The sequence below is a fragment of the Actinobacillus indolicus genome, from assembly GCF_004519515.1.
Classification (GTDB): Bacteria; Pseudomonadota; Gammaproteobacteria; order Enterobacterales; family Pasteurellaceae; genus Glaesserella; species Glaesserella indolica_A.
In genome coordinates this window covers 352,020-375,288 of the sequence record NZ_CP038145.1, presented here as the reverse complement: position 1 = coordinate 375,288, position 23,269 = coordinate 352,020, and the positions used below count along the sequence as shown (strand labels likewise).

The 23,269-nt window shown below is 40.0% G+C and carries 22 protein-coding genes and 1 CRISPR repeat array; of the genes, 12 read left to right on the top strand and 10 right to left on the bottom strand.

Going from position 1 to position 23,269, the window contains the following annotated elements; all coding sequences use genetic code 11:
- Positions 1–50 precede the first annotated feature (50 nt).
- Both pntB and pntA read right to left on the bottom strand, forming a co-directional pair.
- Entirely contained in the window at positions 51–1,424 is a 1,374-nt protein-coding gene (gene pntB, locus EXH44_RS01750; protein WP_015940120.1) for a Re/Si-specific NAD(P)(+) transhydrogenase subunit beta, read from the bottom strand.
- An 11-nt stretch (positions 1,425–1,435) separates the two neighbouring features.
- Positions 1,436–2,968, bottom strand: a complete 1,533-nt coding sequence (gene pntA, locus EXH44_RS01745) for a Re/Si-specific NAD(P)(+) transhydrogenase subunit alpha (RefSeq protein ID WP_162856007.1) — start codon at positions 2,966–2,968, stop codon at positions 1,436–1,438.
- A gap of 290 nt (positions 2,969–3,258) precedes the next feature.
- On the opposite strand from pntA, the gene EXH44_RS01740 reads away from it, so the two are divergent.
- The 7 genes from EXH44_RS01740 to cas2 all read left to right on the top strand — a co-directional run bounded on the left by EXH44_RS01740 (position 3,259) and on the right by cas2 (position 11,957).
- Complete coding sequence (locus EXH44_RS01740) at positions 3,259–4,311, top strand: rod shape-determining protein (RefSeq protein ID WP_162856006.1); 1,053 nt, start codon at positions 3,259–3,261, stop codon at positions 4,309–4,311.
- Between the two features lie 92 nt (positions 4,312–4,403).
- On the top strand, positions 4,404–5,456 hold the full coding sequence (gene mreC, locus EXH44_RS01735) for a rod shape-determining protein MreC (RefSeq protein ID WP_162856005.1): 1,053 nt from the start codon (positions 4,404–4,406) through the stop codon (positions 5,454–5,456).
- Entirely contained in the window at positions 5,456–5,944 is a 489-nt protein-coding gene (gene mreD / locus EXH44_RS01730; protein WP_135674401.1) for a rod shape-determining protein MreD, read from the top strand. The genes mreC and mreD overlap by 1 nt, the downstream gene beginning before the upstream one ends.
- Complete coding sequence (locus tag EXH44_RS01725) at positions 5,944–7,281, top strand: replication-associated recombination protein A (RefSeq protein ID WP_162856004.1); 1,338 nt, start codon at positions 5,944–5,946, stop codon at positions 7,279–7,281. The genes mreD and EXH44_RS01725 overlap by 1 nt, the downstream gene beginning before the upstream one ends.
- 231 nt (positions 7,282–7,512) lie before the next feature.
- A complete protein-coding gene (cas9, locus tag EXH44_RS01720) occupies positions 7,513–10,668 on the top strand; it encodes a type II CRISPR RNA-guided endonuclease Cas9 (RefSeq protein WP_162856003.1) in 3,156 nt (1,051 codons plus the stop codon).
- Between the two features lie 55 nt (positions 10,669–10,723).
- Positions 10,724–11,638 (top strand): type II CRISPR-associated endonuclease Cas1, encoded by a 915-nt coding sequence (gene cas1, locus EXH44_RS01715; RefSeq protein ID WP_162856002.1) that lies wholly within the window; start codon positions 10,724–10,726, stop codon positions 11,636–11,638.
- The gene (gene cas2 / locus EXH44_RS01710) at positions 11,631–11,957 is read left to right on the top strand and encodes a CRISPR-associated endonuclease Cas2 (protein WP_162856001.1); all 327 of its coding nucleotides are present in this window, start codon (positions 11,631–11,633) and stop codon (positions 11,955–11,957) included. The genes cas1 and cas2 overlap by 8 nt, the downstream gene beginning before the upstream one ends.
- A gap of 268 nt (positions 11,958–12,225) precedes the next feature.
- Positions 12,226–12,789: a CRISPR direct-repeat array (repeat unit 36 nt; unit sequence ATTGTAGCACTGCGAAATGAGAAAGGGAGCTACAAC).
- Between the two features lie 326 nt (positions 12,790–13,115).
- Here cas2 and metQ read toward each other — a convergent pair.
- From metQ to EXH44_RS01675, 7 genes are all read right to left on the bottom strand, one after another.
- Positions 13,116–13,907 carry a methionine ABC transporter substrate-binding lipoprotein MetQ gene (gene metQ / locus EXH44_RS01705; protein WP_162857511.1) on the bottom strand — a complete coding sequence of 264 codons (792 nt, stop codon included), beginning with the start codon at positions 13,905–13,907 and terminating at the stop codon, positions 13,116–13,118.
- Positions 13,908–14,030: 123 nt separating this feature from the next.
- Positions 14,031–14,807, bottom strand: a complete 777-nt coding sequence (locus EXH44_RS01700; RefSeq protein ID WP_162856000.1) for a MetQ/NlpA family lipoprotein — start codon at positions 14,805–14,807, stop codon at positions 14,031–14,033.
- 28 nt (positions 14,808–14,835) lie between these two features.
- The gene (locus EXH44_RS01695) at positions 14,836–15,486 is read right to left on the bottom strand and encodes an IS1595-like element ISHps3 family transposase (RefSeq protein WP_162855999.1); all 651 of its coding nucleotides are present in this window, start codon (positions 15,484–15,486) and stop codon (positions 14,836–14,838) included.
- 130 nt (positions 15,487–15,616) lie between these two features.
- Positions 15,617–16,447 (bottom strand): MetQ/NlpA family ABC transporter substrate-binding protein, encoded by an 831-nt coding sequence (locus tag EXH44_RS01690; RefSeq protein ID WP_162855998.1) that lies wholly within the window; start codon positions 16,445–16,447, stop codon positions 15,617–15,619.
- A 39-nt stretch (positions 16,448–16,486) separates the two neighbouring features.
- Complete coding sequence (locus EXH44_RS01685; RefSeq protein WP_162855997.1) at positions 16,487–17,164, bottom strand: methionine ABC transporter permease; 678 nt, start codon at positions 17,162–17,164, stop codon at positions 16,487–16,489.
- Positions 17,154–18,188 carry a methionine ABC transporter ATP-binding protein MetN gene (gene metN, locus EXH44_RS01680; protein ID WP_135674443.1) on the bottom strand — a complete coding sequence of 345 codons (1,035 nt, stop codon included), beginning with the start codon at positions 18,186–18,188 and terminating at the stop codon, positions 17,154–17,156. The genes EXH44_RS01685 and metN overlap by 11 nt, the downstream gene beginning before the upstream one ends.
- Before the next feature lie 212 nt (positions 18,189–18,400).
- Positions 18,401–19,099, bottom strand: coding sequence for a 3-deoxy-D-manno-octulosonic acid kinase (locus EXH44_RS01675; protein ID WP_162855996.1), 699 nt, complete (start codon positions 19,097–19,099; stop codon positions 18,401–18,403).
- A 118-nt stretch (positions 19,100–19,217) separates the two neighbouring features.
- Between EXH44_RS01675 and folE the strand changes: the two genes are divergently transcribed.
- Positions 19,218–19,874, top strand: a complete 657-nt coding sequence (gene folE / locus EXH44_RS01670) for a GTP cyclohydrolase I FolE (protein ID WP_162855995.1) — start codon at positions 19,218–19,220, stop codon at positions 19,872–19,874.
- A 27-nt stretch (positions 19,875–19,901) separates the two neighbouring features.
- A complete protein-coding gene (gene truA, locus EXH44_RS01665; protein WP_162855994.1) occupies positions 19,902–20,687 on the top strand; it encodes a tRNA pseudouridine(38-40) synthase TruA in 786 nt (261 codons plus the stop codon).
- A gap of 79 nt (positions 20,688–20,766) precedes the next feature.
- Here truA and hpf read toward each other — a convergent pair whose 3' ends face one another.
- Positions 20,767–21,093 carry a ribosome hibernation-promoting factor, HPF/YfiA family gene (hpf, locus tag EXH44_RS01660; protein WP_162855993.1) on the bottom strand — a complete coding sequence of 109 codons (327 nt, stop codon included), beginning with the start codon at positions 21,091–21,093 and terminating at the stop codon, positions 20,767–20,769.
- A 171-nt stretch (positions 21,094–21,264) separates the two neighbouring features.
- Between hpf and EXH44_RS01655 the strand changes: the two genes are divergently transcribed.
- From EXH44_RS01655 to rdgB, 3 genes are all read left to right on the top strand, one after another.
- Positions 21,265–21,576, top strand: coding sequence for a DUF4298 domain-containing protein (locus EXH44_RS01655; RefSeq protein WP_162855992.1), 312 nt, complete (start codon positions 21,265–21,267; stop codon positions 21,574–21,576).
- Positions 21,576–22,511 carry a Kdo(2)-lipid IV(A) acyltransferase gene (locus EXH44_RS01650; RefSeq protein WP_208717155.1) on the top strand — a complete coding sequence of 312 codons (936 nt, stop codon included), beginning with the start codon at positions 21,576–21,578 and terminating at the stop codon, positions 22,509–22,511. The genes EXH44_RS01655 and EXH44_RS01650 overlap by 1 nt, the downstream gene beginning before the upstream one ends.
- A 157-nt stretch (positions 22,512–22,668) precedes the next feature.
- Positions 22,669–23,262, top strand: a complete 594-nt coding sequence (gene rdgB, locus EXH44_RS01645) for an RdgB/HAM1 family non-canonical purine NTP pyrophosphatase (RefSeq protein ID WP_162855991.1) — start codon at positions 22,669–22,671, stop codon at positions 23,260–23,262.
- The last annotated feature ends 7 nt before the right edge of the window (positions 23,263–23,269 follow it).

Genomic DNA, 23,269 nt, shown 5'->3' with positions numbered 1-23,269 from the left:
ATGCCTATAAATAATAAGGCTCACCAAGGTGAGCCTTATTACGTGATAGATTAAAGTGCTTTCAAAATATCGTCTACACGTTCTTTCGCATCACCAAATAACATTTGGGTGTTTTCTTTGAAGAATAGTGGGTTTTGTACGCCAGCATAACCTACAGCCATTGAGCGTTTGAACACGATAACATTTTGTGCTTTCCACACTTCAAGTACAGGCATACCTGCAATTGGACTGTTTGGATCGTCCATTGCTGCTGGGTTTACCGTGTCGTTTGCACCGATAACCAACACTACATCAGTATCAGCAAAATCATCGTTGATTTCGTCCATTTCTAATACTACGTCGTAAGGCACTTTCGCTTCAGCAAGCAATACGTTCATATGTCCTGGTAAACGTCCTGCAACTGGGTGAATACCAAAGCGAACATTGACGCCACGGTCACGTAATTTTTGTGTGATTTCAGCGACAGGATATTGTGCCTGTGCCACCGCCATACCGTATCCTGGGGTGATGATCACAGAGCTTGCATTTTTAAGTAATTCTGCCACTTCTTCTGCGGTAGTTTCACGGTGTTCGCCTTGTTCTTCATCAGAGCTGACTTGAACATCGTTACCAAAGCCACCTGCGATAACGCTGATGAACGAGCGGTTCATTGCTTTACACATAATGTAAGAAAGGATTGCACCTGAAGAACCGACTAATGCCCCTGTGACGATAAGCAAGTCATTGCTTAACATAAAGCCTGCTGCAGCTGCTGCCCAACCTGAATAAGAGTTAAGCATAGAAACAACCACTGGCATATCCGCACCGCCGATAGAAGCCACTAAGTGCCAACCGAATGCTAAAGCAATTGCAGTCATTACTAATACAGGGAAAATATTCTCTGGGTTATTTAAGAAAGCAACCATTAATAGTGCAGAAACCACAAGTGCCGCAAGGTTTAATTTGTGGCGGTGTGGCAACATTAATGCTTTTGAATTGATAATGCCGCGTAATTTACCGAAAGCAACCACTGAACCTGTGAAAGTGACTGCACCGATGAAGATACCAAGGAATACTTCAACATTGTGGATATTTTGTAGCACTGGATCTGTTTCGTGTGCAAGACCGTAGCTGTTAAAGCCGACTAATACCGCCGCTAAACCTACGAAGCTGTGAAGAATTGCCACAAGCTCAGGCATTTCGGTCATTTCAACTTTTAATGCTTGACGAATACCGATAGCACCACCGATTGCCATTGCGATTAAAATCCAAATTGTACCTTGTGATTGTGGTCCAAAAATGGTTGCGATTAGTGCAATCGTCATACCCACGATACCATACCAACAACCTGCTTTTGCCGTTTCGTGTTTAGAAAGCCCTGCAAGGCTCATAATAAAGAGAACGGCTGCGACAATATATGCCGCTTGTACTAAACCTAAAGACATACTCTTTCTCCTTAACCCTTTCTAAACATTGCTAACATTCTTTGGGTAACTTTGAAGCCACCGAAGATGTTGATGCTCGCCACTAAAATCGCAATAAAGGCAAGAATACTGATAAAGAAACTGCCTTGAGAGATTTGTAGTAATGCACCGACAATGATAATACCTGAAATTGCATTGGTTACTGCCATTAATGGCGTATGTAATGCGTGGCTAACATTCCAAACTACATAGTAACCTACTACGCAAGAGAGAACGAAAACGGTGAAGTGAGATAAGAATGTTGCAGGTGCAACAGAAGCTAACCACAAGAATGCGATCACTGCTAAGGCTAATAAGCCATACTTAATGCGTGGGTCGGCTGGTTTTTCTTCTTTTTTCTCAGTAGGTTTTGCCGCCACTTTTTGTTGTGGTTGTGCAGATACCTGAATTGGTGGCGCTGGCCAAGTGACTTCGCCATCACGGATTACGGTCACGCCACGCAATACCACATCTTCAAAGTCGATGTTGATGTTGCCATCTTTCTCTTTGCAAAGTAATTTTAAGAGATTGACTAAGTTTGTGCCGTAAAGTTGAGAAGATTGGGTTGGTAAACGACCTGGTAAATCGGTATAACCGATAATTTTCACTTGGTTTTCTGTGGTAACCACTTTACCTGCTTGGGTTAATTCGCAGTTACCGCCCGTTGCCGCTGCTAAATCCACAATTACCGAACCTGGTTTCATTGTGGCAACCATCTCTTTGGTAATTAAGCGTGGGGCTGGTTTACCCGGGATAAGTGCGGTGGTAATAATAATATCCACTTCTTTTGCTTGTTCAGCATAGAGTGCTAATGCACGGCGGTTAAATTCTTCCGACATTACTTTCGCATAGCCGTCACCGCTGCCACCTTCTTCTTTGAAATCAATTTCAAGGAAACTTGCACCCATTGATTCTACTTGCTCTTTTACTTCAGGACGAGAGTCAAAAGCACGCACGATGGCACCAAGGCTGTTTGCCGCACCGATTGCCGCTAAACCTGCAACACCCGCACCAATCACAAGCACTTTCGCTGGTGGTACTTTACCTGCTGCAGTAATTTGACCTGTAAAGAAACTGCCAAATTCGTGAGCAGCTTCAACAACAGCACGATAACCAGCAATGTTCGCCATAGAGCTTAAAGCATCTAGGGCTTGCGCACGAGAAATACGTGGTACAGCATCCATCGCTAACACATTGATTTTCTTCGCAGAAAGTTTTTGCATTAATTCAGGATTTTGCGCAGGCCAAATAAAGCTCACAAGGGTTGCCCCTTCCTTGATTAACGCAATTTCCGCATCTGTTGGTGCATTGACTTTAAAAATAATGTCCGCATTCCAAACCGCTTTTGCGTTTCCAATCGTCGCACCTACTTGTGCAAATGCGTTATCTTCAAAACTAGCTTTAAAACCAGCATCTTTTTCGATGATGATTTCAAAACCAAGTTTTTTGATCTGTTCAACGGTTTTCGGTGTTGCCGCCACTCGAGTTTCACCGTCTAACAGCTCTCTTGGTACACCAATAAGCATAAAGACTCCTGTTGGGTTGAGGTTAAAATAAAGTTGTTTTTTCAAAGCGAAAACGCGTTAAATGTACCATTTATTTGTATGGTTGGGTAAAAAATTTCTAATGATAAGCATAAATAAAGCTATTTTTTGATTAGAATGGGTACAAGCGGTGACTTCCTTATAAAATATTGCAAAAAAATAAATTATTCCTTGGTGTATGGTGCCTTTTTTGCTATATTTACGCCCAATTTTGTCTCTATGAGAGATATCACTTTTTTATAAATAATATTCTGTTTCAATGGATTCCCTATATGTTTAAAAAATTTCTTGGATTATTTTCTAACGATCTTTCGATCGACCTTGGTACTGCAAACACCTTAATTTATGTTAAAGGACAAGGAATTGTACTTGATGAACCTTCAGTCGTTGCGGTACGTCAGGATCGTATAGGTTCATTAAAAAGTATTGCCGCTGTGGGCAGTAATGCAAAATCCATGTTAGGTCGTACTCCAAAAAGTATCTTAGCAATTCGTCCGATGAAAGATGGTGTAATTGCAGACTTCTATGTAACAGAAAAAATGTTGCAACATTTCATAAAACAAGTACATAGCAACAATTTTATGCGCCCAAGCCCGCGTGTGTTAGTTTGTGTTCCTGCTGGTGCGACGCAAGTAGAACGTAAGGCAATTAAAGAATCTGCAATTGGTGCGGGTGCACGTGAAGTTTATTTAATTGAAGAACCAATGGCAGCAGCAATTGGTGCTGGTTTACCTGTAGCAGAAGCTGCGGGTTCAATGGTGATTGATATTGGTGGTGGTACAACAGAAGTTGCAGTGCTTTCATTAAATGGCATCGTACATTCAGCCTCTGTACGTATTGGTGGTGATAAATTTGATGAAGCGATTATTGCTTATGTTCGTCGTCACTATGGATCAGCAATTGGTGAAACAACAGCTGAACGTATCAAGAAAGAAATTGCAACAGCGTATATCCAAAATGAAGATGAAATTCGTACTATTGAAGTTCATGGCCATAATTTAGCAGAAGGCGCACCACGTACCTTTGAATTAAGTTCAAAAGAAGTTTTAGAAGCGATTGAGCAACCATTAAATGGTATTGTTGAAGCGGTTAAAGGTGTTCTAGAACAATGTCCACCAGAGTTGGCTGCAGATATTTTTGCTCGCGGAATGGTATTAACCGGTGGCGGTGCATTATTACAAAATCTTGATGTATTGCTTTCTGAAGCAACAGGTGTTCCTGTTATTGTTGCCGAAGATCCTCTCACTTGTGTTGCACGTGGTGGTGGTAAAGCACTTGAAATGATCGATATGCATGGTGGCGATCTTTTTAGTGACGATAACTAACCAAGATTGGTGAATTAAAAGGTAAAATGGACAATAACAAGCGCTATTGTCCATTTTGCGTTTAAACAGATGAGTTAAATTTTAATCAAATTATGAAACCTATTTTTGCGAAAGCGCCTTCCATTGGTGTTCGTCTATTTTTTGCAGTGATTATTTCTATTAGTTTAATTTTATTAGATGGTAGAAGTAGCGCCATGATTCAAATGCGTAGTGTATTAGAAACAGCGGTAAGTGGTCTCTATTATTTTGCGAACACGCCAAGAACTGTATTGGATGGTGTCAGCAATAATTTTATAGATAGCCAAAAATTACAACTAGAAAATCGTGTTTTGAAAGATCAATTACGAGAAAAAAATGCAGATCTGTTATTACTCGATCAATTGAAAGTTGAAAATCAACGTTTGCGCTTATTACTCAGTTCCCCTTTACGCCAAGATGAATATAAAAAAGTAGCGGAAGTGCTGACAGCAGAAATGGACGCTTACCGTCAACAAGTGGTGATCAATCAAGGACAAAGTGATGGTGCATTTGTCGGGCAACCCGTGATTGATGAACGAGGTGTCGTGGGGCAAGTCATTTCTGTCGGGGAAAAAAGTAGCCGAGTATTGCTTTTAACCGATGTCACTCATGCTATTCCTGTACAAATTTTGCGTAACGATGTTCGAGCAATAGCCAATGGTAATGGACATAGCAATGAATTGATTTTAGATAACTTACCAAGAACCGTGGATATTGCCAAAGGAGATGTGCTTGTTACTTCTGGATTAGGAGGACGTTTTCCCGAAGGCTATCCTGTTGCGGTGATTGAAACCGTACAAAATGATGGTTCAAACCATTTTGCAAGAGCCACAGCACGCCCACTTGCTTCCCTTGATCGTTTACGCTACTTGCTTTTATTGTGGCCAACGAGTGAAGAAATTCGTAAGTCTGAGTCTTTATCTCCGCAAGATGTGAGAGATGCCGTTGAAGAACGACGTAATAGCTTAAACCCATTAGATCGTTTAAAAAACAGTAAAAAAACGCAAGTAAATGGGGATGAGCCAAAAGAAGAAAATATCGATCCTACGGATGAAACTGAAAACCCAGCTAGCCAGCCTGAAGTAGAGAGCGATATTAACCACAGTACAGAACAAGGAGCAGAGTAATGCGTGAGAATATAATTTTCCAACTTTTAGTTCTGACCTTTATTTTTGTCATCGCTTTTGTTTTAGAGATTATGCCTTGGCCTGTGGATTTACAAGGATTACGTCCAAGTTGGGTTATACTTGTCCTTATTTATTGGGCATTAGCGTTACCTGACAAAATTAGTGTCGGCACAGCCTTTTTAGCGGGCATTGTTTGGGATTTGATTTTAGGCTCAATTTTAGGCATTCACGCTTTGGTGTTGTCGATTGCGATTTATTTTGTTGCCAAATATCATCTCATTTTGCGTAATCTCTCGTTATGGTTACAGAGTTTACTTGTCATGGCATATATCGCACTCATTCGTTGCTTTATTTTCTTTATCGAACTGGTGCTACATAGTGCAGAATTTAACACCCAAGAAATTATCGGGGCGATCATAAGCGGTATCTTATGGCCGTGGATTTTCTTACTGATGCGACACATACGCCGAGGACTGCATTTACGCTAATGAACAGCTTATCTTTCGATTTTTCTGCGGATTTTCGCCCTCTTTCAGCTAGAATGCGACCTCGCACTTTAGCTGAATATGTCGGACAATCACACCTGATCGGCGAAGGCAAGCCCCTACGCCGAGCGATTGAAGCTGGGCATAGCCACTCAATGATTTTCTGGGGGCCCCCAGGAACAGGTAAAACCACCCTTGCTGAAATTATCGCAAACGAACTGGATGCCGAAGTTGAACGCCTATCCGCCGTCACCAGTGGTATCAAAGAGATCCGAGAAGCCATCGAAAAAGCCAAACTCAACCGACAATCCGGCAGACGTACTTTACTCTTTGTTGATGAAGTTCACCGTTTTAATAAAAGCCAACAAGATGCCTTTTTACCTCACATTGAAGACGGTACCATTATTTTTATTGGGGCAACCACCGAAAATCCGTCCTTTGAACTGAATAACGCCTTGCTGTCACGGGCAAGAATTTACATTCTCAAGCCATTACAAGCGGTCGATATTTTAAAAATTTTGCAAAATGCTATTGCAGACAAAGAGCGTGGACTCGGCAATGAAAAACTCATTATTCAAGATAATGTGCTTCAACTACTGGCGGACTACGTCAATGGCGACGGGCGTTTTTCTCTCAACTGCCTTGAATTAATGTGCGATATGGCAGAACAATTGCCACAAGGAAAATTACTGGATAAAGCCTTACTTACCGAAGTGTTAGGCGAACGCCAAGCCCGTTTCGACAAAGGTGGCGACCGCTATTACGATCTGATTTCCGCCTTACATAAATCCATCCGAGGATCTTCCCCTGACGGTGCATTGTACTGGTACGCTCGTATTTTAACCGCTGGAGGCGATCCACTGTATGTCGCTCGCCGACTACTTGCAATAGCATCGGAAGATGTGGGCAATGCTGACCCAAGAGCAATGCAAGTCGCCCTTGCTGCGTGGGATTGTTATACTAGAGTAGGAGCTTACGAAGGCGAACGGGCTATCGCCCAAGCGGTAATTTACCTTGCCGTTGCCCCAAAAAGTAATGCTGTTTATACCGCATTCAAACAAGCCAAACGCCTAGCCCAAGAAGGCAAAGATTACGATGTTCCTGAACATCTGCGTAACGCACCGACTAACTTAATGAAATCCTTAGGTTACGGCGAAGAATACCGCTATGCTCACGATGAGCCTAACGCCTACGCCGCAGGGGAAAACTACTTCCCTCCTGAACTAAAAGACACTCAATTCTACTTCCCAACCGAACGTGGAATGGAAAAGCAGATCAAAGAAAAAATGGCGTGGTTGAAAGGGCTGGATTTGCAGAGTGATGTGCAGAGATATAAGTAATTCTTCTTTCTAATACTATCCCTAAAATGATGCCCCTTGTAACCGAAATTACAAGGGGCAGAGCATTGCGGTCAATTCTTTTCAGAAAAGCCTTATTGTAGCAACGTTTCTCATTTCGCAGTGCAACAATATGTGAACGATTCTACAAATTTGACTAAAAATTGTCAACCTTCCCATCAATTTATGGTAAAAATAGCAAGAATGGTTATTTTTGCTAAAAAGGATATTCAAATGAAAGCTCTCAATTATATTCTCGGTTTAGATTTAGGTATCGCTTCTGTTGGTTGGGCAGTGGTTGAAATTGATCAAAATGAACTCCCGATTCGGTTAATTGATGTGGGTGTAAGAACCTTTGAGCGGGCGGAAGTACCTAAAACAGGGGATTCTCTCGCTTTAGCTCGCCGTTTAGCAAGAAGTAGCCGACGTTTAGTCAGACGTAGAGCCGTTCGTTTGCTTAAAGCCAAGCGTTTATTAAAACAAGAAGGGATTTTGCAAGCAGATGATGTTAAGCCATTGCCGAATAATCCTTGGGAATTGCGTGTTAAGGGATTGAATCACTTATTAAATCGTAAAGAATGGGCGGCGGTGTTATTACATTTGTTAAAACATCGTGGCTATTTATCACAGCGTAAAAACGAAAGTAAAACCGACAATAAAGAACTGGGTGCATTGTTAAAAGGAGTGAGTGAAAACCGCCAGTTATTACAAACGCACGCATTTTCTACCCCGGCTGAAATTGCGATTAAAAAATTCCAACAGGAAGAAGGACATATCCGCAATCAACGAGGGGCTTACAGCCATACCTTTGATCGTAATGACTTACTGGCAGAACTTCGTTTACTTTTCCAAAAACAACGTGAATTTAACAATCCTTATACTTCTCTATCCCTTGAGCAAGCCATTGCAGAATTATTAATGTGGCAAAAGCCGGCATTATCCGGCGAGGCTATCTTAAAAATGCTAGGGAAATGTACCTTTGAACCCACCGAATATAAAGCAGCAAAAAACAGTTATAGTGCGGAATACTTTATTTGGCTGACTAAGCTCAATAATTTACGCATTTTAGAAAACGGCTCAGATCGTGGGTTAACGGCGGAAGAGCGTCAATTACTGATAAATCAACCTTTTGAAAAAGCGAAATTTACTTATGCTCAAGCACGGAAACTGCTGGAATTATCGGATTTAGCGATTTTTAAAGGGGTTCGTTACGGCAAAGATAATGCGGAAAGTGCAACCTTAATGGAAATGAAGGCTTGGCACGCCATTCGCAAAGCTTTAGAAAGTAATGGGTTGAAAACCGAATGGGAGGGCTTAAAAACCAAACCGGAGTTGTTAGATAAAATCGGTACGGCTTTTTCGATCTATAAAACCGATGAAGAGATTAGCCAATATCTCAGTGGTGAATTACCGCCTGCGGTATTAAATGCCCTATTAGAAAATCTGAGTTTTGATAAATTTATTCAACTCTCTTTGCAAAGTTTAGCCAAAATCCTACCGCTTATGGAGCAAGGTTTGCGTTACGATGAGGCGTGCAAACAGGTTTATGGCGATCACTATGGCAAAAAAGAACAACTTGAACTACGTTTCTTGCCAAAAATTCCCGTAGAAGACATTCGTAATCCTGTGGTGCTACGCACCTTATCTCAAGCTCGAAAAGTGATTAACGGTGTAGTTCGTTTATACGGTTCGCCTGCTCGTATTCATATTGAAACGGGGCGAGAAGTGGGTAAATCTTTTAGTGAACGCCGAGATATTACCAAGCGTCAGGAAGAAAATCGTAATGAGCGACAAAGAGCGGTAGAAAAATTTAAAGAATTTTTTCCTACTTTTGTGGGGGAGCCAAAAGCGAAAGATATTCTAAAAATGCGTCTTTATGAGCAACAGCACGGCAAATGCTTATATTCAGGCAAAGAGTTAGATTTAAACCGCTTGCTTGAAAAAGGCTATGTAGAAATTGATCACGCATTGCCGTTTTCTCGTACTTGGGATGACAGTTTTAATAATAAAGTGTTAGTGCTTGCCAGTGAAAATCAGAACAAAGGTAATCAAACACCTTATGAGTGGTTAAATGGTAAAGACAACTCAGAGCGTTGGAAACTATTTCAGGCGTTGGTTAATGGTAGCCGTTTCCCTTATAGCAAAAAACAACGAATTTTAACGAAACACCTTGATGAAGAAGGATTTAGAGAGCGTAACTTAAACGATACTCGCTATGTAGCACGTTTCTTATGCAATTTTATTGAAGACCATATGCAATTAGTCGGACAGGGTAAAAAACGAGTATTTGCCTCAAACGGTCAAATTACTGCCTTACTTCGCAGAAGTTGGGGTATTCAAAAAGTGCGTGAAGATAATGACCGCCATCACGCCGTTGATGCAGTGGTTGTGGCTTGTTCTACTCGAGCATTACAAAAGAAAATTACCGATTATGTGCGTTATAAAGAGATGAATGTGTTTACTGGCGAAAAAATCGATCAGGAAACGGGAGAAATCATCCGTTTCCATTTCCCTGAGCCTTGGAGATTCTTCCGTCAAGAAGTGGAAATTCGCGTATTTAGCGAAAATCCGGCAGAAGATGTCGTTATCGCCTTACCAGATCGACAGCAAGCAAATCACGAGTTTATTCAACCGCTCTTTGTTTCACGTGCCCCAACACGCAAAATGACGGGACAAGGGCATATGGAAACCATCAAATCTGCTAAGCGTTTAGCTGAAGGATTAAGCGTTTCTCGTGTACCACTCACTCAGCTGAAGCTAAAAGATTTGGAAAATATGGTCAATCGAGAGCGTGAGAAAGAACTTTATGAGGCTTTAAAAATACGTTTAGAAGCCTTTAATAATGATCCGGCAAAAGCCTTCGCTGAACCGTTCTATAAAAAGGGTGGGCAACAAGTGAAAGCGGTGCGTGTAGAGCAGGTACAAAAATCTGGCGTGCTAGTTCGCCAAGAAAATGGCGTTGCCGATAATGCTTCAATGGTGCGAGTGGATGTCTTTATTAAAGGAGGAAAATATTTCCTTGTTCCGATTTATACTTGGCAAGTGGCAAAAGGAATTTTACCGAATAGGGCAGTAATTCAAGGTAAAGATGAAGCTGAATGGGAAGAAATGGATGAAAATGCCATTTTCCAATTTGCGTTATATCCGAATGATTTAGTAGAAGTGGTAACGAAGAAAGAAAAATTCTTTGGATATTATGCAAGTCTAGATAGAGCGACAGGGGCAATTACAATTAGAGAACACGATTTGGAAAGTTCAAAAGGTAAAGCTGGATTACACCGTGGTATTGGAGTCAAAACAGCGATTTCTGTTCAAAAATACCAAGTCGATGAACTTGGTAAAAATATTCGACCTTGTCGTCCAATGAAAAAACGTCCACCTGTTCGTTAATCCAAATCCCTGTTTTCAATGAAAGCAGGGATTTTTTCAATTCAAGGGGAAGGTTATGAGCTGGCGAAGTATTTTAATCAGTAACGGCGGAAAATTATCCTTAAAACGTAAACAGATGTTAATCCAACAAGAAGAACAGGAGTTTACTGTTCCCCTTGAAGATATTGCCATTGTCGTGGTGGAAAGTCGGGAAACGGTGATCACAATTCCGCTACTTTCGGCTTTCGCTCAACAAGGTATTACACTACTTAGTTGTGATGAGCAATTTTTACCTTGTGGGCAGTGGTTACCTTTCGCTCAATATCATCGCCAATTAAAAACACTTAAACTACAACTTGAAGCAAGCCAACCGCAGAAAAAGCAACTTTGGCAACGGATTGTGCAACAAAAAATCCGTAACCAAGCCTTTGTGCTTACCCAATCCCATCACCCTAAAGAAGCAAAAAGATTGTATGCAATGGCAGGACAAGTGAAATCGGGCGATAAAGAAAATATAGAGGCACAAGCCGCACAACTCTATTTTCAAACCGCATTTGGAAAGGATTTTCGCCGTTGGCAAGAAAACCACATCAACGCCCATCTGAACTATGCTTACACGATATTACGATCCGCAGTGGCAAGGGCATTAGTACAATATGGTTGGCTACCAGCGTTAGGATTGTTTCATCATAATGAACAAAATCCCTTTAATCTCGCGGATGATTTTATTGAACCATTTCGCCCTTTGGTCGATTTAATGGTGTGGCAATTGTGGCAAGAAAATAGGCTCGATAACGGCTTAACTCCAGCGACTAAACAACAGCTTATTCGTTTATTGCACTATCAAATGAGCATTAATCAACAGACGTTTAGTGTATTAGCTACCATAGACAGAGCTATTGCGTCCTTTCAGAATGCGTTAGTAAGTAAAAATGCGGAGTTGTTAAAACTTCCTGAAATCTTACCGCTTGAGGAACATCGTTATGAGTGAGGCAAAATTTATGCGAATGATCGTCTTTTTTGACTTACCTGTCACTACTGCGGCAAAACGCAAAGTCGCCAATCAGTTTCGTCAATTTTTATTAAAAGATGGCTACCAAATGTTACAGCTTTCCGTTTATGCCCGCATTGTTCGAGGTCGAGATGCACTAGATAAGCACCATAAAAGACTTTGTGAACATCTACCTGAAGAAGGCTCAATTCGTTGCTTAGAAGTTACCGAAAAACAGTTTGCCAGTATGCAGATTTTATTAGGTGAGTTGAAAGTTCAAGAGAAAAAAGTGAATGCAAACCAAATGCTACTTTTTTAATGAAAAAATATTGAGATACTGAAAGTTATATAACAGTTCAATTGCTTTTATTTTGAACAAAAACGCTGTTTAAACGCTTGTTTAATGAACAATATTTTTTCTAGATTTATACCTAAATATCACTTTGGTATAAATTATGGATGATTTTTTACCACAGTTTTTTGCAAAAAATTTTACTAAACCAACCGCTTGTTGAGAGAAAATCACTTGTTTTTTATATAAATAAAATGCTCCAAACCCTTTCTGAATAAGGCTTTGGAGCATAGGGATTGTAGCACTGCGAAATGAGAAAGGGAGCTACAACCGTGTAAAGCGGTATTTTAATAGTTTTACTATTGTAGCACTGCGAAATGAGAAAGGGAGCTACAACCGCAAGCTAAGCAAGCCGAACAGCTAAGCAATTGTAGCACTGCGAAATGAGAAAGGGAGCTACAACGGGCTTTCTACTTAAACGAAATTAAGGCAAATTGTAGCACTGCGAAATGAGAAAGGGAGCTACAACAATAAGTACCCAATCGACAACCCACCCAGCATTGTAGCACTGCGAAATGAGAAAGGGAGCTACAACCGTGTAAAGTAGATATTGAATAGTTTTGCTATTGTAGCACTGCGAAATGAGAAAGGGAGCTACAACAGATGTGGCAAGCGGTGCAACCTTTAACAGATTGTAGCACTGCGAAATGAGAAAGGGAGCTACAACTAATGAGGGGGTGGCAAGAGCGTTAATTGAATTGTAGCACTGCGAAATGAGAAAGGGAGCTACAACGATAGCACCAAGAGCCTTGCCAAAACCAAGATTGTAGCACTGCGAAATGAGAAAGGGAGCTAACTAAAATTTATAAATTTTAGCAGTTTCTCTTATGCTAGTTTAAAATACTATATGAAATATTTATTTTTCTTTGATGAAGATGCTCATTTAAATATAGAAAAAACAACGAATCAATTGGATGGATTATTTAAAGAACTGAAATAAAAATTATCTGTTCATAACGGATTAACGAAAAAGTATAATATTATGTTTATAAAGGATTTTTTTTAAATAAAAAGAGTTGATAATAATTGTAAAAATAATTAAAATCAACAATTTTTTTATTAGAGGCATAGTTTGTAAAAAAACAACCATTTTTGTCAACTATGCCTTTTAAACCTAAAGCTAAATTACCAGCCTTTTACCATCGCACCTTTGAACACTTCGTTCGCTTTATTAAACACTTCTTCAGATTGGTACGCTTTAACAAAATCTTTCACGATCTCTTTATCTTTATTGTCTTCACGTGACACGATAAGATTTACATAAGGTGAGTTTTTATCTTCAACGAAAATGCCGTCTTTCGTTGGCGTTAAACCAATTTGACCTGCATAAGTCGTGTTGATAATAGAGAATGCCACATCATCTAAGGTACGTGGAAGTAATGGCGCTTCAACTTCTTGGATATCAAGATTTTTCGGGTTTTCTACAATATCTACACGGGTTGAAAGTAAGTTAGTATTGTCTTTTAACTTAATTAAACCTTGTTTTTCAAGCAAGATTAATGAACGACCTAAGTTTGTCGGGTCATTTGGCACTGCAATTTTATCGCCGTCTTTAAGTTCATCGATCGACTTAATCTTTTTAGAGTAAGCTGCAATCGGATAAACGAAAGTATTACCGACAGGCGTTAATTTGTAGCCTTTATCTGCGATTTGTTTGTCTAAATACGGCTTGTGTTGGAACGCATTGACATCTAAATCGCCTTTGTTTAAAGCTTCATTTGGAGTTGCGTAATCGGTGAAAATCACTAACTCTAAATCACGGTTATACTTCTCTTTAGCAACTTTAACTGCCACTTCCATGACTTCATGCTCTGGGCCTGAAATCACACCGACTTTTAATACTTCTTTTTTCTCGTTACAGCCAGCTAATACCAATGCAGATACAACGGCTAAACCAAATGCTTTTTTTAAATTCATCATGTTTCTCTTTTTGTTAATCAATAAAATCACTGACAAGCGGTCTGATTTTGCGATTTTTTTGCAAAATTTTTACAAAATCTCACCGCTTGTTATTGTCACTAAAAGTGAAGTAAAAGTAAATTACCAACCTTTTACTACACCGCCTTGGAAGAGTTTTAAGGCTTCTTGATAGACTTCTTCTGTTTGATAAGATTTAACAAAATCTTTAATCGCTTCGTTATTTTCGTTACCTTGACGAGTCACAATTAAATTCACGTAAGGCGATTCTTTAGATTCAACGAATAAGCCATCTTTATCCGGACTTAACCCAATTTGCCCTGCAAACGTATTATTAATAATGGCAAATTCTACATCATCTAATACACGTGTTAGCAATTCACCATCTACCTCACGAATATCTAAATTACGAGGGTTTTCAACAATATCTAACTTAGTTGAAAGTAAATTCGTAGAATCTTTCAATTTAATTAAGCCCTGTTTTTCAAGTAATAACAACGCACGACCTAAATTGGTTGGGTTATTTGGAATCGCAATACTTGAACCGTCTTTGAGTTCATCGAGAGATTTAATTTTTTTAGAATAAGCTGCAATCGGATAAACAAAGGTATTTCCCACAATAGATAACTTAAAGCCGTTATCTGCAGAATCCTTATCTAAGTAAGGTTTATGTTGGAAAGCGTTCGCATCTAAATCCCCTTTATGAACCGCTTCATTTGGCGAGCCGTAATCAGTAAAAGAGACTAACTCAACGTCACGATTATATTTTTCTTTCGCAATTTTAGCGGCTAACTCTGCAATTTGGTGTTCAGGGCCAGACATCACCCCAACTTTGATTTTTTCAGCTTTATCTCCACAAGCAGATAAAGCAAATACAGTTGCTACAACAGTTGCACTCAATAATTTTTTTAGGGGCTGTCCTAGATAACTAACTTAGACTGCCCTTAACTAATTGTTTTAGAATGGAAATTTGAGATTTTAAGTTACTGTGATTAAAACGCCATTCGCATTCCTTCAAATACAACTCAAAATGTGCTTTGGGAATACCGTTAAACTTGCGTAAATGACGTTTAGCTTGGTTCCAAAAATTCTCAATTCCGTTTATATGATTTTGTTTTTCTGCGAAATGAGTACTGTGATTGATACGAAAATGATTAAACTCACTCACATCAAGAACATCATAGCTTCGATAAAAATCGGTGTAAACAATGCTGTCAGGCTTCACCTTTTCTCGAATAATCGGTAAAAGTGTCGCAGATTGAGTATTCGGTACAACGACGGTATACACCTTACCATCACGCTTTAAAAGCCCGAATACAGCGGTTTTACCCACAGCTCCACGACCTCGTTTACCTTTGCGAGTGCCGCCAAAATAGCTTTCATCGGCTTCAATTTCACCTTCAAACATCTCCATATGTGGGCTGTTTTGATAGATAAGCAATCGCAGACGATAGAAGTAATAGGCTGCTGTCGTTTTATTTACATTTACCAACTCAGCCGCTGTTCGAGCAGTGACACCTGCCACAAACAGCTCAATGAGTTTATTTTGTTTATGCTGACTTAGACGACTTTTTCTCATTTGGTTATTTTAACCTAAAATAGAGCTTTTAGTCGTTATCTAGGACAGCCCCTTTTTTTAAATTCATAATAACTCCTTGTTATATCTTATAACGATAAAAAAGGCGGTTATCACTAACCGCCTTCTCTAATTACCAGCCTTTTACCACGCCGCCGTTAAATAATTTTAACGCTTCTTGGTAAACTTCTTCCGTTTGGAATGCTTTTACGAAAGTTTGTAAACGCTCGTCGCCTTTGTTGTCTTCACGACTTACGATTAAGTTTACATACGGAGAATCTTTTGACTCAACGATAACACCGTCTTTATCTGGGCTTAAGCCTGCTTGACCTGCATAAGTGTTATTGATGATCGCCAAATCCACATCGTCTAACGCACGAGTTAACAATGATGTTTCAACTTGTTTGATTTTGATGTTTTTCGGGTTCTCGATGATGTCGTTTTCTGTTGAGAATACGTTTTTCGGATCTTTTAATTTAATCACGCCGTGTGCTTGAAGTAATAATAACGCACGCGCGGTATTACTTGCATTGTTTGGAATCGCAATCGTTGCGCCGTCAGCTAACTCAGAGATATTCTTGATTTTCTTAGAGTATGCTGCGATTGGCCATACGAAAGTATTGCCAATAATTGCCATTTTATAGCCACGATCTTTGCTCTCTTGCTCTAAATAAGGCACGGTTTGGAATGCGTTTGCATCTAAATCTTTAGCATGTAACGCTGCATTTGGCTGTGTATATTCGGTAAATTGAACTAATTCCACATCTAAGCCATATTTTTCTTTAGCAATTTTAACTGCCACTTCAGTCATTTGCGCTTCAGGCCCTGTCATCACGCCCACTTTTAACGGTGCAGCTGGTTTTGCAGGCTCTGCTGGTGCTGTTGTTGCCGCTTTTTCTTCTTTACAGCCAGTTAATGCAAGGGCAGAAACAAGAGCTAGTCCAAGTAGTTTTTTGAAATTCATAGGAAAGTCCTCTAGAAAGTTGTGTTTACAAATTAAAAATTAACGATGATCGTAACGTTTTGCGAGATTATCGCCAATTTTTTGGCTAATCATGACAATCGCCACGATAATAATAGTTGCGATCCATTTTACATAGACCATGTTACGATGTTCACCGTAACTGATAGCAAGGTTCCCCAAGCCACCGCCACCAACAGCGCCCGCCATTGCCGAGTAGCCGATAAGGGCAACAAGGGTCAGCGTAATGCCGTTGATTAAAATAGGTAAAGATTCAGGCAAATAGAATTTTGAAACCACTTGCCAATTTGTTGCCCCCATAGATTTTGCCGCTTCCGTCAAACCGCTTGGGATTTCCAAAAGTGCATTTGAGGTTAAACGAGCAAAAAACGGAATCGCAGAAACACTTAATGGCACAATCGCCGCTGTTGTTCCAAGTGTGGTTCCCACCAATAAACGAGTAAATGGCAATAACACGACAAGCAAAATGATAAACGGCACAGAACGACCGATATTGATAATGACATCAAGCACTTGATGTAATCCTTTATGCTCTAAAATTTCGCCTTTACCTGTTAAGAATGCAATAAAGCCAATCGGCATCCCCACAAGTACAGCCAAAGCTGTTGCCACAAAGCCCATGTATAAGGTTTCTAATGTGGACATCGCCACCAATTCCCACATCTTCGGTGTGAGTTCATTGATAAAATCATTCCACATAGCCTAATACCTCAACTTTTACATTATTATCAATCAAATAAAATCTCGCTTCTGAAATGGCATCGTGATTACCTTCTACTTCGGCAATCACAAAGCCAAATTTCACACCGCCCGCATAGTCGATTTGTGACATTAAAATACTAAAATCGATCCCAAATTTCTTTGATGCGTGAGAAAGCAACGGTGCATCAACAGAACGCCCTGTAAATTCAAATTTAATAATCGGCTTACTGGTTGGCGTTTGGTTTGGAGAAAGCTGATCCATATACTCTTGCGGTAATTCAATATGGAAAGTGGATTGAATAAAACGTTGTGCCAATTCCGTTTTCGGATTAGAGAAAATTTCGCTGACCGAACCACTTTCAACTAATTGCCCTTTATCAATAACTGCAACACGATCGCAAATGCGTTTTACCACTTCCATTTCGTGCGTAATTAATAAGATCGTTAAGCCTAAACGTTTATTAATATCTTTGAGTAATTGTAAGATCGATTGTGTTGTCGCTGGATCTAACGCACTGGTTGCTTCGTCACAGAGTAATACTTGTGGATCGTTCGCCAACGCACGAGCGATCGCCACACGTTGTTTCTGACCGCCAGAAAGATTACTTGGGTAAACATCATGTTTGTCCGATAAACCGACCAATTCAAGTAATTCATTCACTTTCTGATGAATCTGCTCTTTTGGCGTATGGTTTAATTCTAACGATAACGCCACATTCTCAAACACAGTGCGAGAAGAGAGCAAATTAAAATGCTGGAAGATCATACTGATCTTACGACGAGCAAGATTTAACTCTTTTTCTGAGAGTGTTGTTAAATCTTTGCCATCTACAATCACTTGCCCAATCGTTGGGCGTTCTAATAGGTTTACGCAACGAATTAATGTACTTTTACCTGCACCTGAAGCACCAATAACCCCATAAATTGTGCCTTTGGGTACTTCAAGATTGACATTATCAAGGGCAGTAATTTTTTTGCCCTTAACATCAAACTGCTTGCTGATATTTTTCAGCTGAATCATAGCTATCTATCCACACGTTATTAAAAATGAAAATTTTGGCTATTTTAGACGTCTAGATTGCTATGTCAATTAAGAAAATGAAATTTTTTATGCAAAAAAGGAATAAAAAGAAAAAACTAATGATTGTTCTGCTTAAAACTGAATATACTGATACAAAGTACTCTTATTCTATGATAAGAGGGTGAACCGTGATGAGCGATTCACTCTTTCTTTTAGCTGTCATAGCCTTGTACGAGTGCTTGCCAATCAGCTTGTTCAAAGCGAATCTGCAATCTTCCTTTCTCTTTATTAAAAGAGCGCAATAGCCGATCTAAATTACTTTGCTTCCATTCATTCCCCTGCGAAATTTGGCATTTATCAAAATCAATTAGCCAAAATTTGCCTTGGGTGTCGATCAAAATGTTATGAATGTTGAGATCTGAGTGATGAACTTGATGATCGTGTAGCTGACGGATCAGTTGCCCGATCTGCTGATATTGTGCAGGCGTTAAGTTTTTTGTTTGTAGATATTGGCTTAGATCTTGGGTATCTGCAATTTTTTCTAACAAAATATCCGCTTGATAGAAACAATATTGGCGTTTTACGCGAATTGCAATCGGGCGGGGTACTGGAATTTGCCATTGCGAGAGTTGGGCGAGTAAACGGAACTCTTGCATGGCTCGTGTTTTTTCATAGCCTTGAAAAAAATAGTGATCTTTGACGAACTTACCAAACAGCCCACCACGATAATAATGGCGAAGTACGCTATTTACACCGAGTTCTTTTTCGGTATTGAGAAACCAAGTTGTGCCACGCCCTTTTGATGAACCTAACAAGCGGTCGGATTGACTAAAATCTTTGCAATCCAGTAATTGTTGTATAAAAGTTTGTTGTTCAGGGGAAACAAGTTGAGCATTAAAATGGTAATACATATTTTATTATTCTCTTTTTGATGTAATTGCGAATGATTCTACACGATTTTTACCGATTACGTTGTATTTTTAAGGTAATTTGGTAGAATCTTTCGCTTAAATTTTTAGAGGAAACCCCATGAGCAACATCTCTCCAGAAGCACAAAGTGTACGTGATGCCCTTCTTGCTAAAGGCATAGAAACCCCGACGGTCGCCCATCAAAAAGATAAAGATTCTCGTCGTAGTGAAATTCAGCAACATATGCGTTCCGTATTAGAACTTCTTGGCTTAGATTTGCGTGATGACAGCCTCGAAGAAACGCCACACCGTTTAGCGAAAATGTATGTGGACGAAATCTTTAGTGGCTTAGATTATGAAACCTTCCCCAAAATCACCAAAATCAAAAACCAGATGAAAGTGAGCGAAATGGTTTTGGTGGACGATATTACCTTAACCAGCACCTGTGAACACCACTTTGTAACAATTGACGGTAAAGTCGCCGTGGCGTATTACCCGAAAGATTGGGTTATTGGATTATCAAAAATTAACCGTGTTGTGCAGTTTTTTGCACAACGCCCACAGGTTCAAGAACGTTTTACCGAACAGATTTTAACCGCATTTCAAACCATTTTAGAAACGGAAGATGTGGCAGTTTATGTGAAAGCAACCCATTTCTGTGTGAAATGTCGTGGGGTGAAAGATACCCATAGCCAAACAATGACATCTGCATTCGGCGGTGTGTTTTTACAAGACAGAGAGACTCGCAAAGAGTTCTTATCGTTAATTAGCAAATAAGCGGTAAGATTAAGGGAATTTTTTGCAATGAAAATCGCCTTAGGGATTGAATATGACGGCAGTCACTATTTTGGTTGGCAACGCCAGCAAAATGTCGATTCGGTACAACAGAAGCTCGAAGAAGCCTTATCCATAATTGCAAATACACCGTGCGAGGTATTTTGTGCAGGGCGAACAGATGCAGGCGTACACGGTACAGGGCAGGTTGTTCACTTTGAAACCGAAGCGAATCGCCCGTTACAAAGTTGGTGCTTTGGCACAAATACCCATTTGCCAGCAGATATTGCGGTGAAATGGGCAGTTGAAGTGAGCGAGGATTTTCATGCCCGTTTTAGTGCGACGGCTCGCCGCTATCGCTACATTATTTATAACCATAAATTGCGTTCAGCCATTTTGCCTAAAGGCGTTTCGCACTATTATCACCCGCTTGACCACGAGAAAATGCACCAAGCAGGGCAGTTTTTGTTAGGCGAAAATGATTTTAGTTCATTTCGAGCTGCACAATGCCAATCTCATACGCCTTGGCGAAACGTTCATCATCTTCAAGTGAGTCGCCAACAAGACTATATTATTGTCGATATTCAAGCCAATGCCTTTGTACATCATATGGTAAGAAATATCGTGGGCAGTTTGATCGAAGTTGGACAGGGCAGACAGCCCGTAGAGTGGATAAAATGGCTACTGGAACAACGGGACAGAACCCTTGCCGCACCTACGGCGAAAGCAGAAGGCTTGTATTTGGTAGATGTCACTTATCCTGAACATTTTGGGATTCCGAAAAGTAATTTAGGGCCGCTTTTTTTGGCTGATTAGTCAAACAAGCGTTAAGATTTCAGATATTTGTGCAAAAATAAACGGGGCTGAATTGCCCCGTTGTCATTAATAATGAATATTACAATGCTTCATTCGCTTTTTTAATGCTGTCTTCTGCTCGACGTGCTTCACCTTTATGTTTTTGTTTATTTAATTGTGTTTCAAGTTTGGTTTCCACTTCATTAATTGCTTTATAAAGATCATCATCTTGTGCTTTTGCAAATAAGTCGCCAACAGGGGTTCCAATGGAGGCTTCCACTTCATAGCCATTAGGAAGTTTATGAATAATAAAATGAGGGTTAATTAATTGGGTTTGCCATTTATTCAGTTTAGCTAAACGCTCCTCAATGTGTGCGCGGATTGCAGGAGTTACTTCCATTTGTTTGCTTGAAATATTGATTGTCATAGCATTTACCTCTTTGTTATGACCTTATTGGTCGATTAATGGATGACTTCAAAGTATGCCTTTCACTCCAAAATTTCAACCCCAAAATTAAAACAAATCTCAAAAACTTGATCTACTTAACACTTTTTTATCGTTTTTGACTATAATTCCAACGATATTTTAGGAGGGGCTATGTTATCTGTTGAACGTTTAACCAAAATTAGTGAAATGGAACAAATTTTAAATGACGCCAATAGCTTAATAAATAAAATGGAGCAAATTCAACAAGAGTGGACAGCGATGTTTCCAAAGCTTAAAACATTAGAAAATTATTATGCTGAAGAGTGGCAAGACGATTATAATGCGGATGAGCGAGGGGAAATTCCTGCAGAAATGGTACGAGGCGTATTGAGCGAAGATGCGGTGTATAATTTATTGATTGCGCATCGAGAAATTGCGCTGGAGTGGATTCGCCTGTCCGTGAAATCAATGGAAACAACATAATGATAGACAAACAACTTCCCCCTTTTCAACGAGCCTTCTTACACCCAAAGTATTGGGGATTATGGCTCGGATTGGGGATTTTTAAACTGATCTTGGCACTGCCTTATCCGATTTTAGTGAAAATAGGTAAAGGCTTAAGCAAACTGTTTCTCCGATTAGGTTTTGGTAAACGTCGTATGCGTATTGCCAAACGGAATTTGGAACTTTGCTTCCCGGATTATACCGCTGGTCAAATTGATGAAATTTTAGCTAAAAATGCCGAATCAGTCGGCATGGCGATTATTGAAACAGGGATAGCGTGGTTTTGGTCAGATGAACGCATTCTGAAATGGTCAAAAATAGAAGGGTTGGAACATCTGAAAAATCAGCCTGAAGGCACGGGGATTATTTTTGTCGGTGTGCATTTTTTAACCCTTGAACTGGGGGCAAGAATTGTCGGGCTTCATCATCAAGGTATCGGCGTGTATCGCCCGAATGATAATCCGCTGTTAGATTGGATTCAATTCCGTGGACGGGTACGCTCTAACAAAGCCATGCTAGATCGCAAAGATTTACGCGGTATGATTAAAGTACTTCGGGCAGGAGAAACTATCTGGTATGCCCCCGATCACGATTACGGACGCAAAAATAGCGTCTTTGTGCCGTTTTTTGCGGTGAAAGAGGCTTGCACGACGGCTGGAACAAGAATGTTATTACGTTCCGCCCCAAATAGTATCGTTGTGCCGTTCACCCCAATGCGAAACGACGATTTTTCAGGTTATACCGTCAAAATCAGTTCTGCGGTGGATTTTAGCCAGTGTGAAAATGATATAGATACAGCCACCTTGATGAATAAAGTCGTGGAAAACGAGATTATGCAAGCTCAGAGCCAATATATGTGGCTACATCGTCGTTTTAAAACCCGACCGAATGAGAGTGACCCGAGTTTGTATTAAACCAATATATTAATTTTAGGAAAATGTATGTAGGGGCGGGGTTTATCCCCGCCCGAATATCAGAACTTACGGGTGGGGATAAACCCCGCCCCTACGAAGAAATTAAATGTTTGTGGATACATATAGTTTCAGAAATTTCAATATGAGGAAAGAGATAGTGAACAAAACCAAAATTGTCCTTGCAACAGGAAACCAAGGCAAAGTGAAAGAAATGGCAGATGTGTTAGCTAAATTTGGCTTTGAAGTGATTGCCCAAAGTGAATTTGGCATTCAAAGTCCAGAAGAAACAGGCTTAACCTTTGTAGAAAATGCATTGATTAAGGCTCGCTATGCGTCACAAATGACAGGTTTACCCGCAATCGCCGATGATTCAGGTTTAGCGGTTGAAGCACTGGGCGGTGAGCCGGGGCTTTATTCTGCTCGTTATGCAGGTGAAGAAGGAAACGATCAAGCCAATCGCCAAAAATTATTGGCTGAAATGGCAAATGTTGCCGATGAAGATCACACGGCAAAATTTGTCAGTTGCATTGTGATGTTACAACACCCGACCGATCCTACCCCGAAAATTGCCATAGGCGAATGTTTCGGACAAATTTTACGAGAAGAGCGTGGTTCAAACGGTTTTGGTTACGATCCACTATTTTTCTATCCGCCTAAAAACTGCACCTTTGCAGAACTCGAAACCGTCGAGAAGAAAAAAATCTCCCATAGAGCGATTGCATTACAATCCCTTAAACAACAATTGAAATAGGAACATT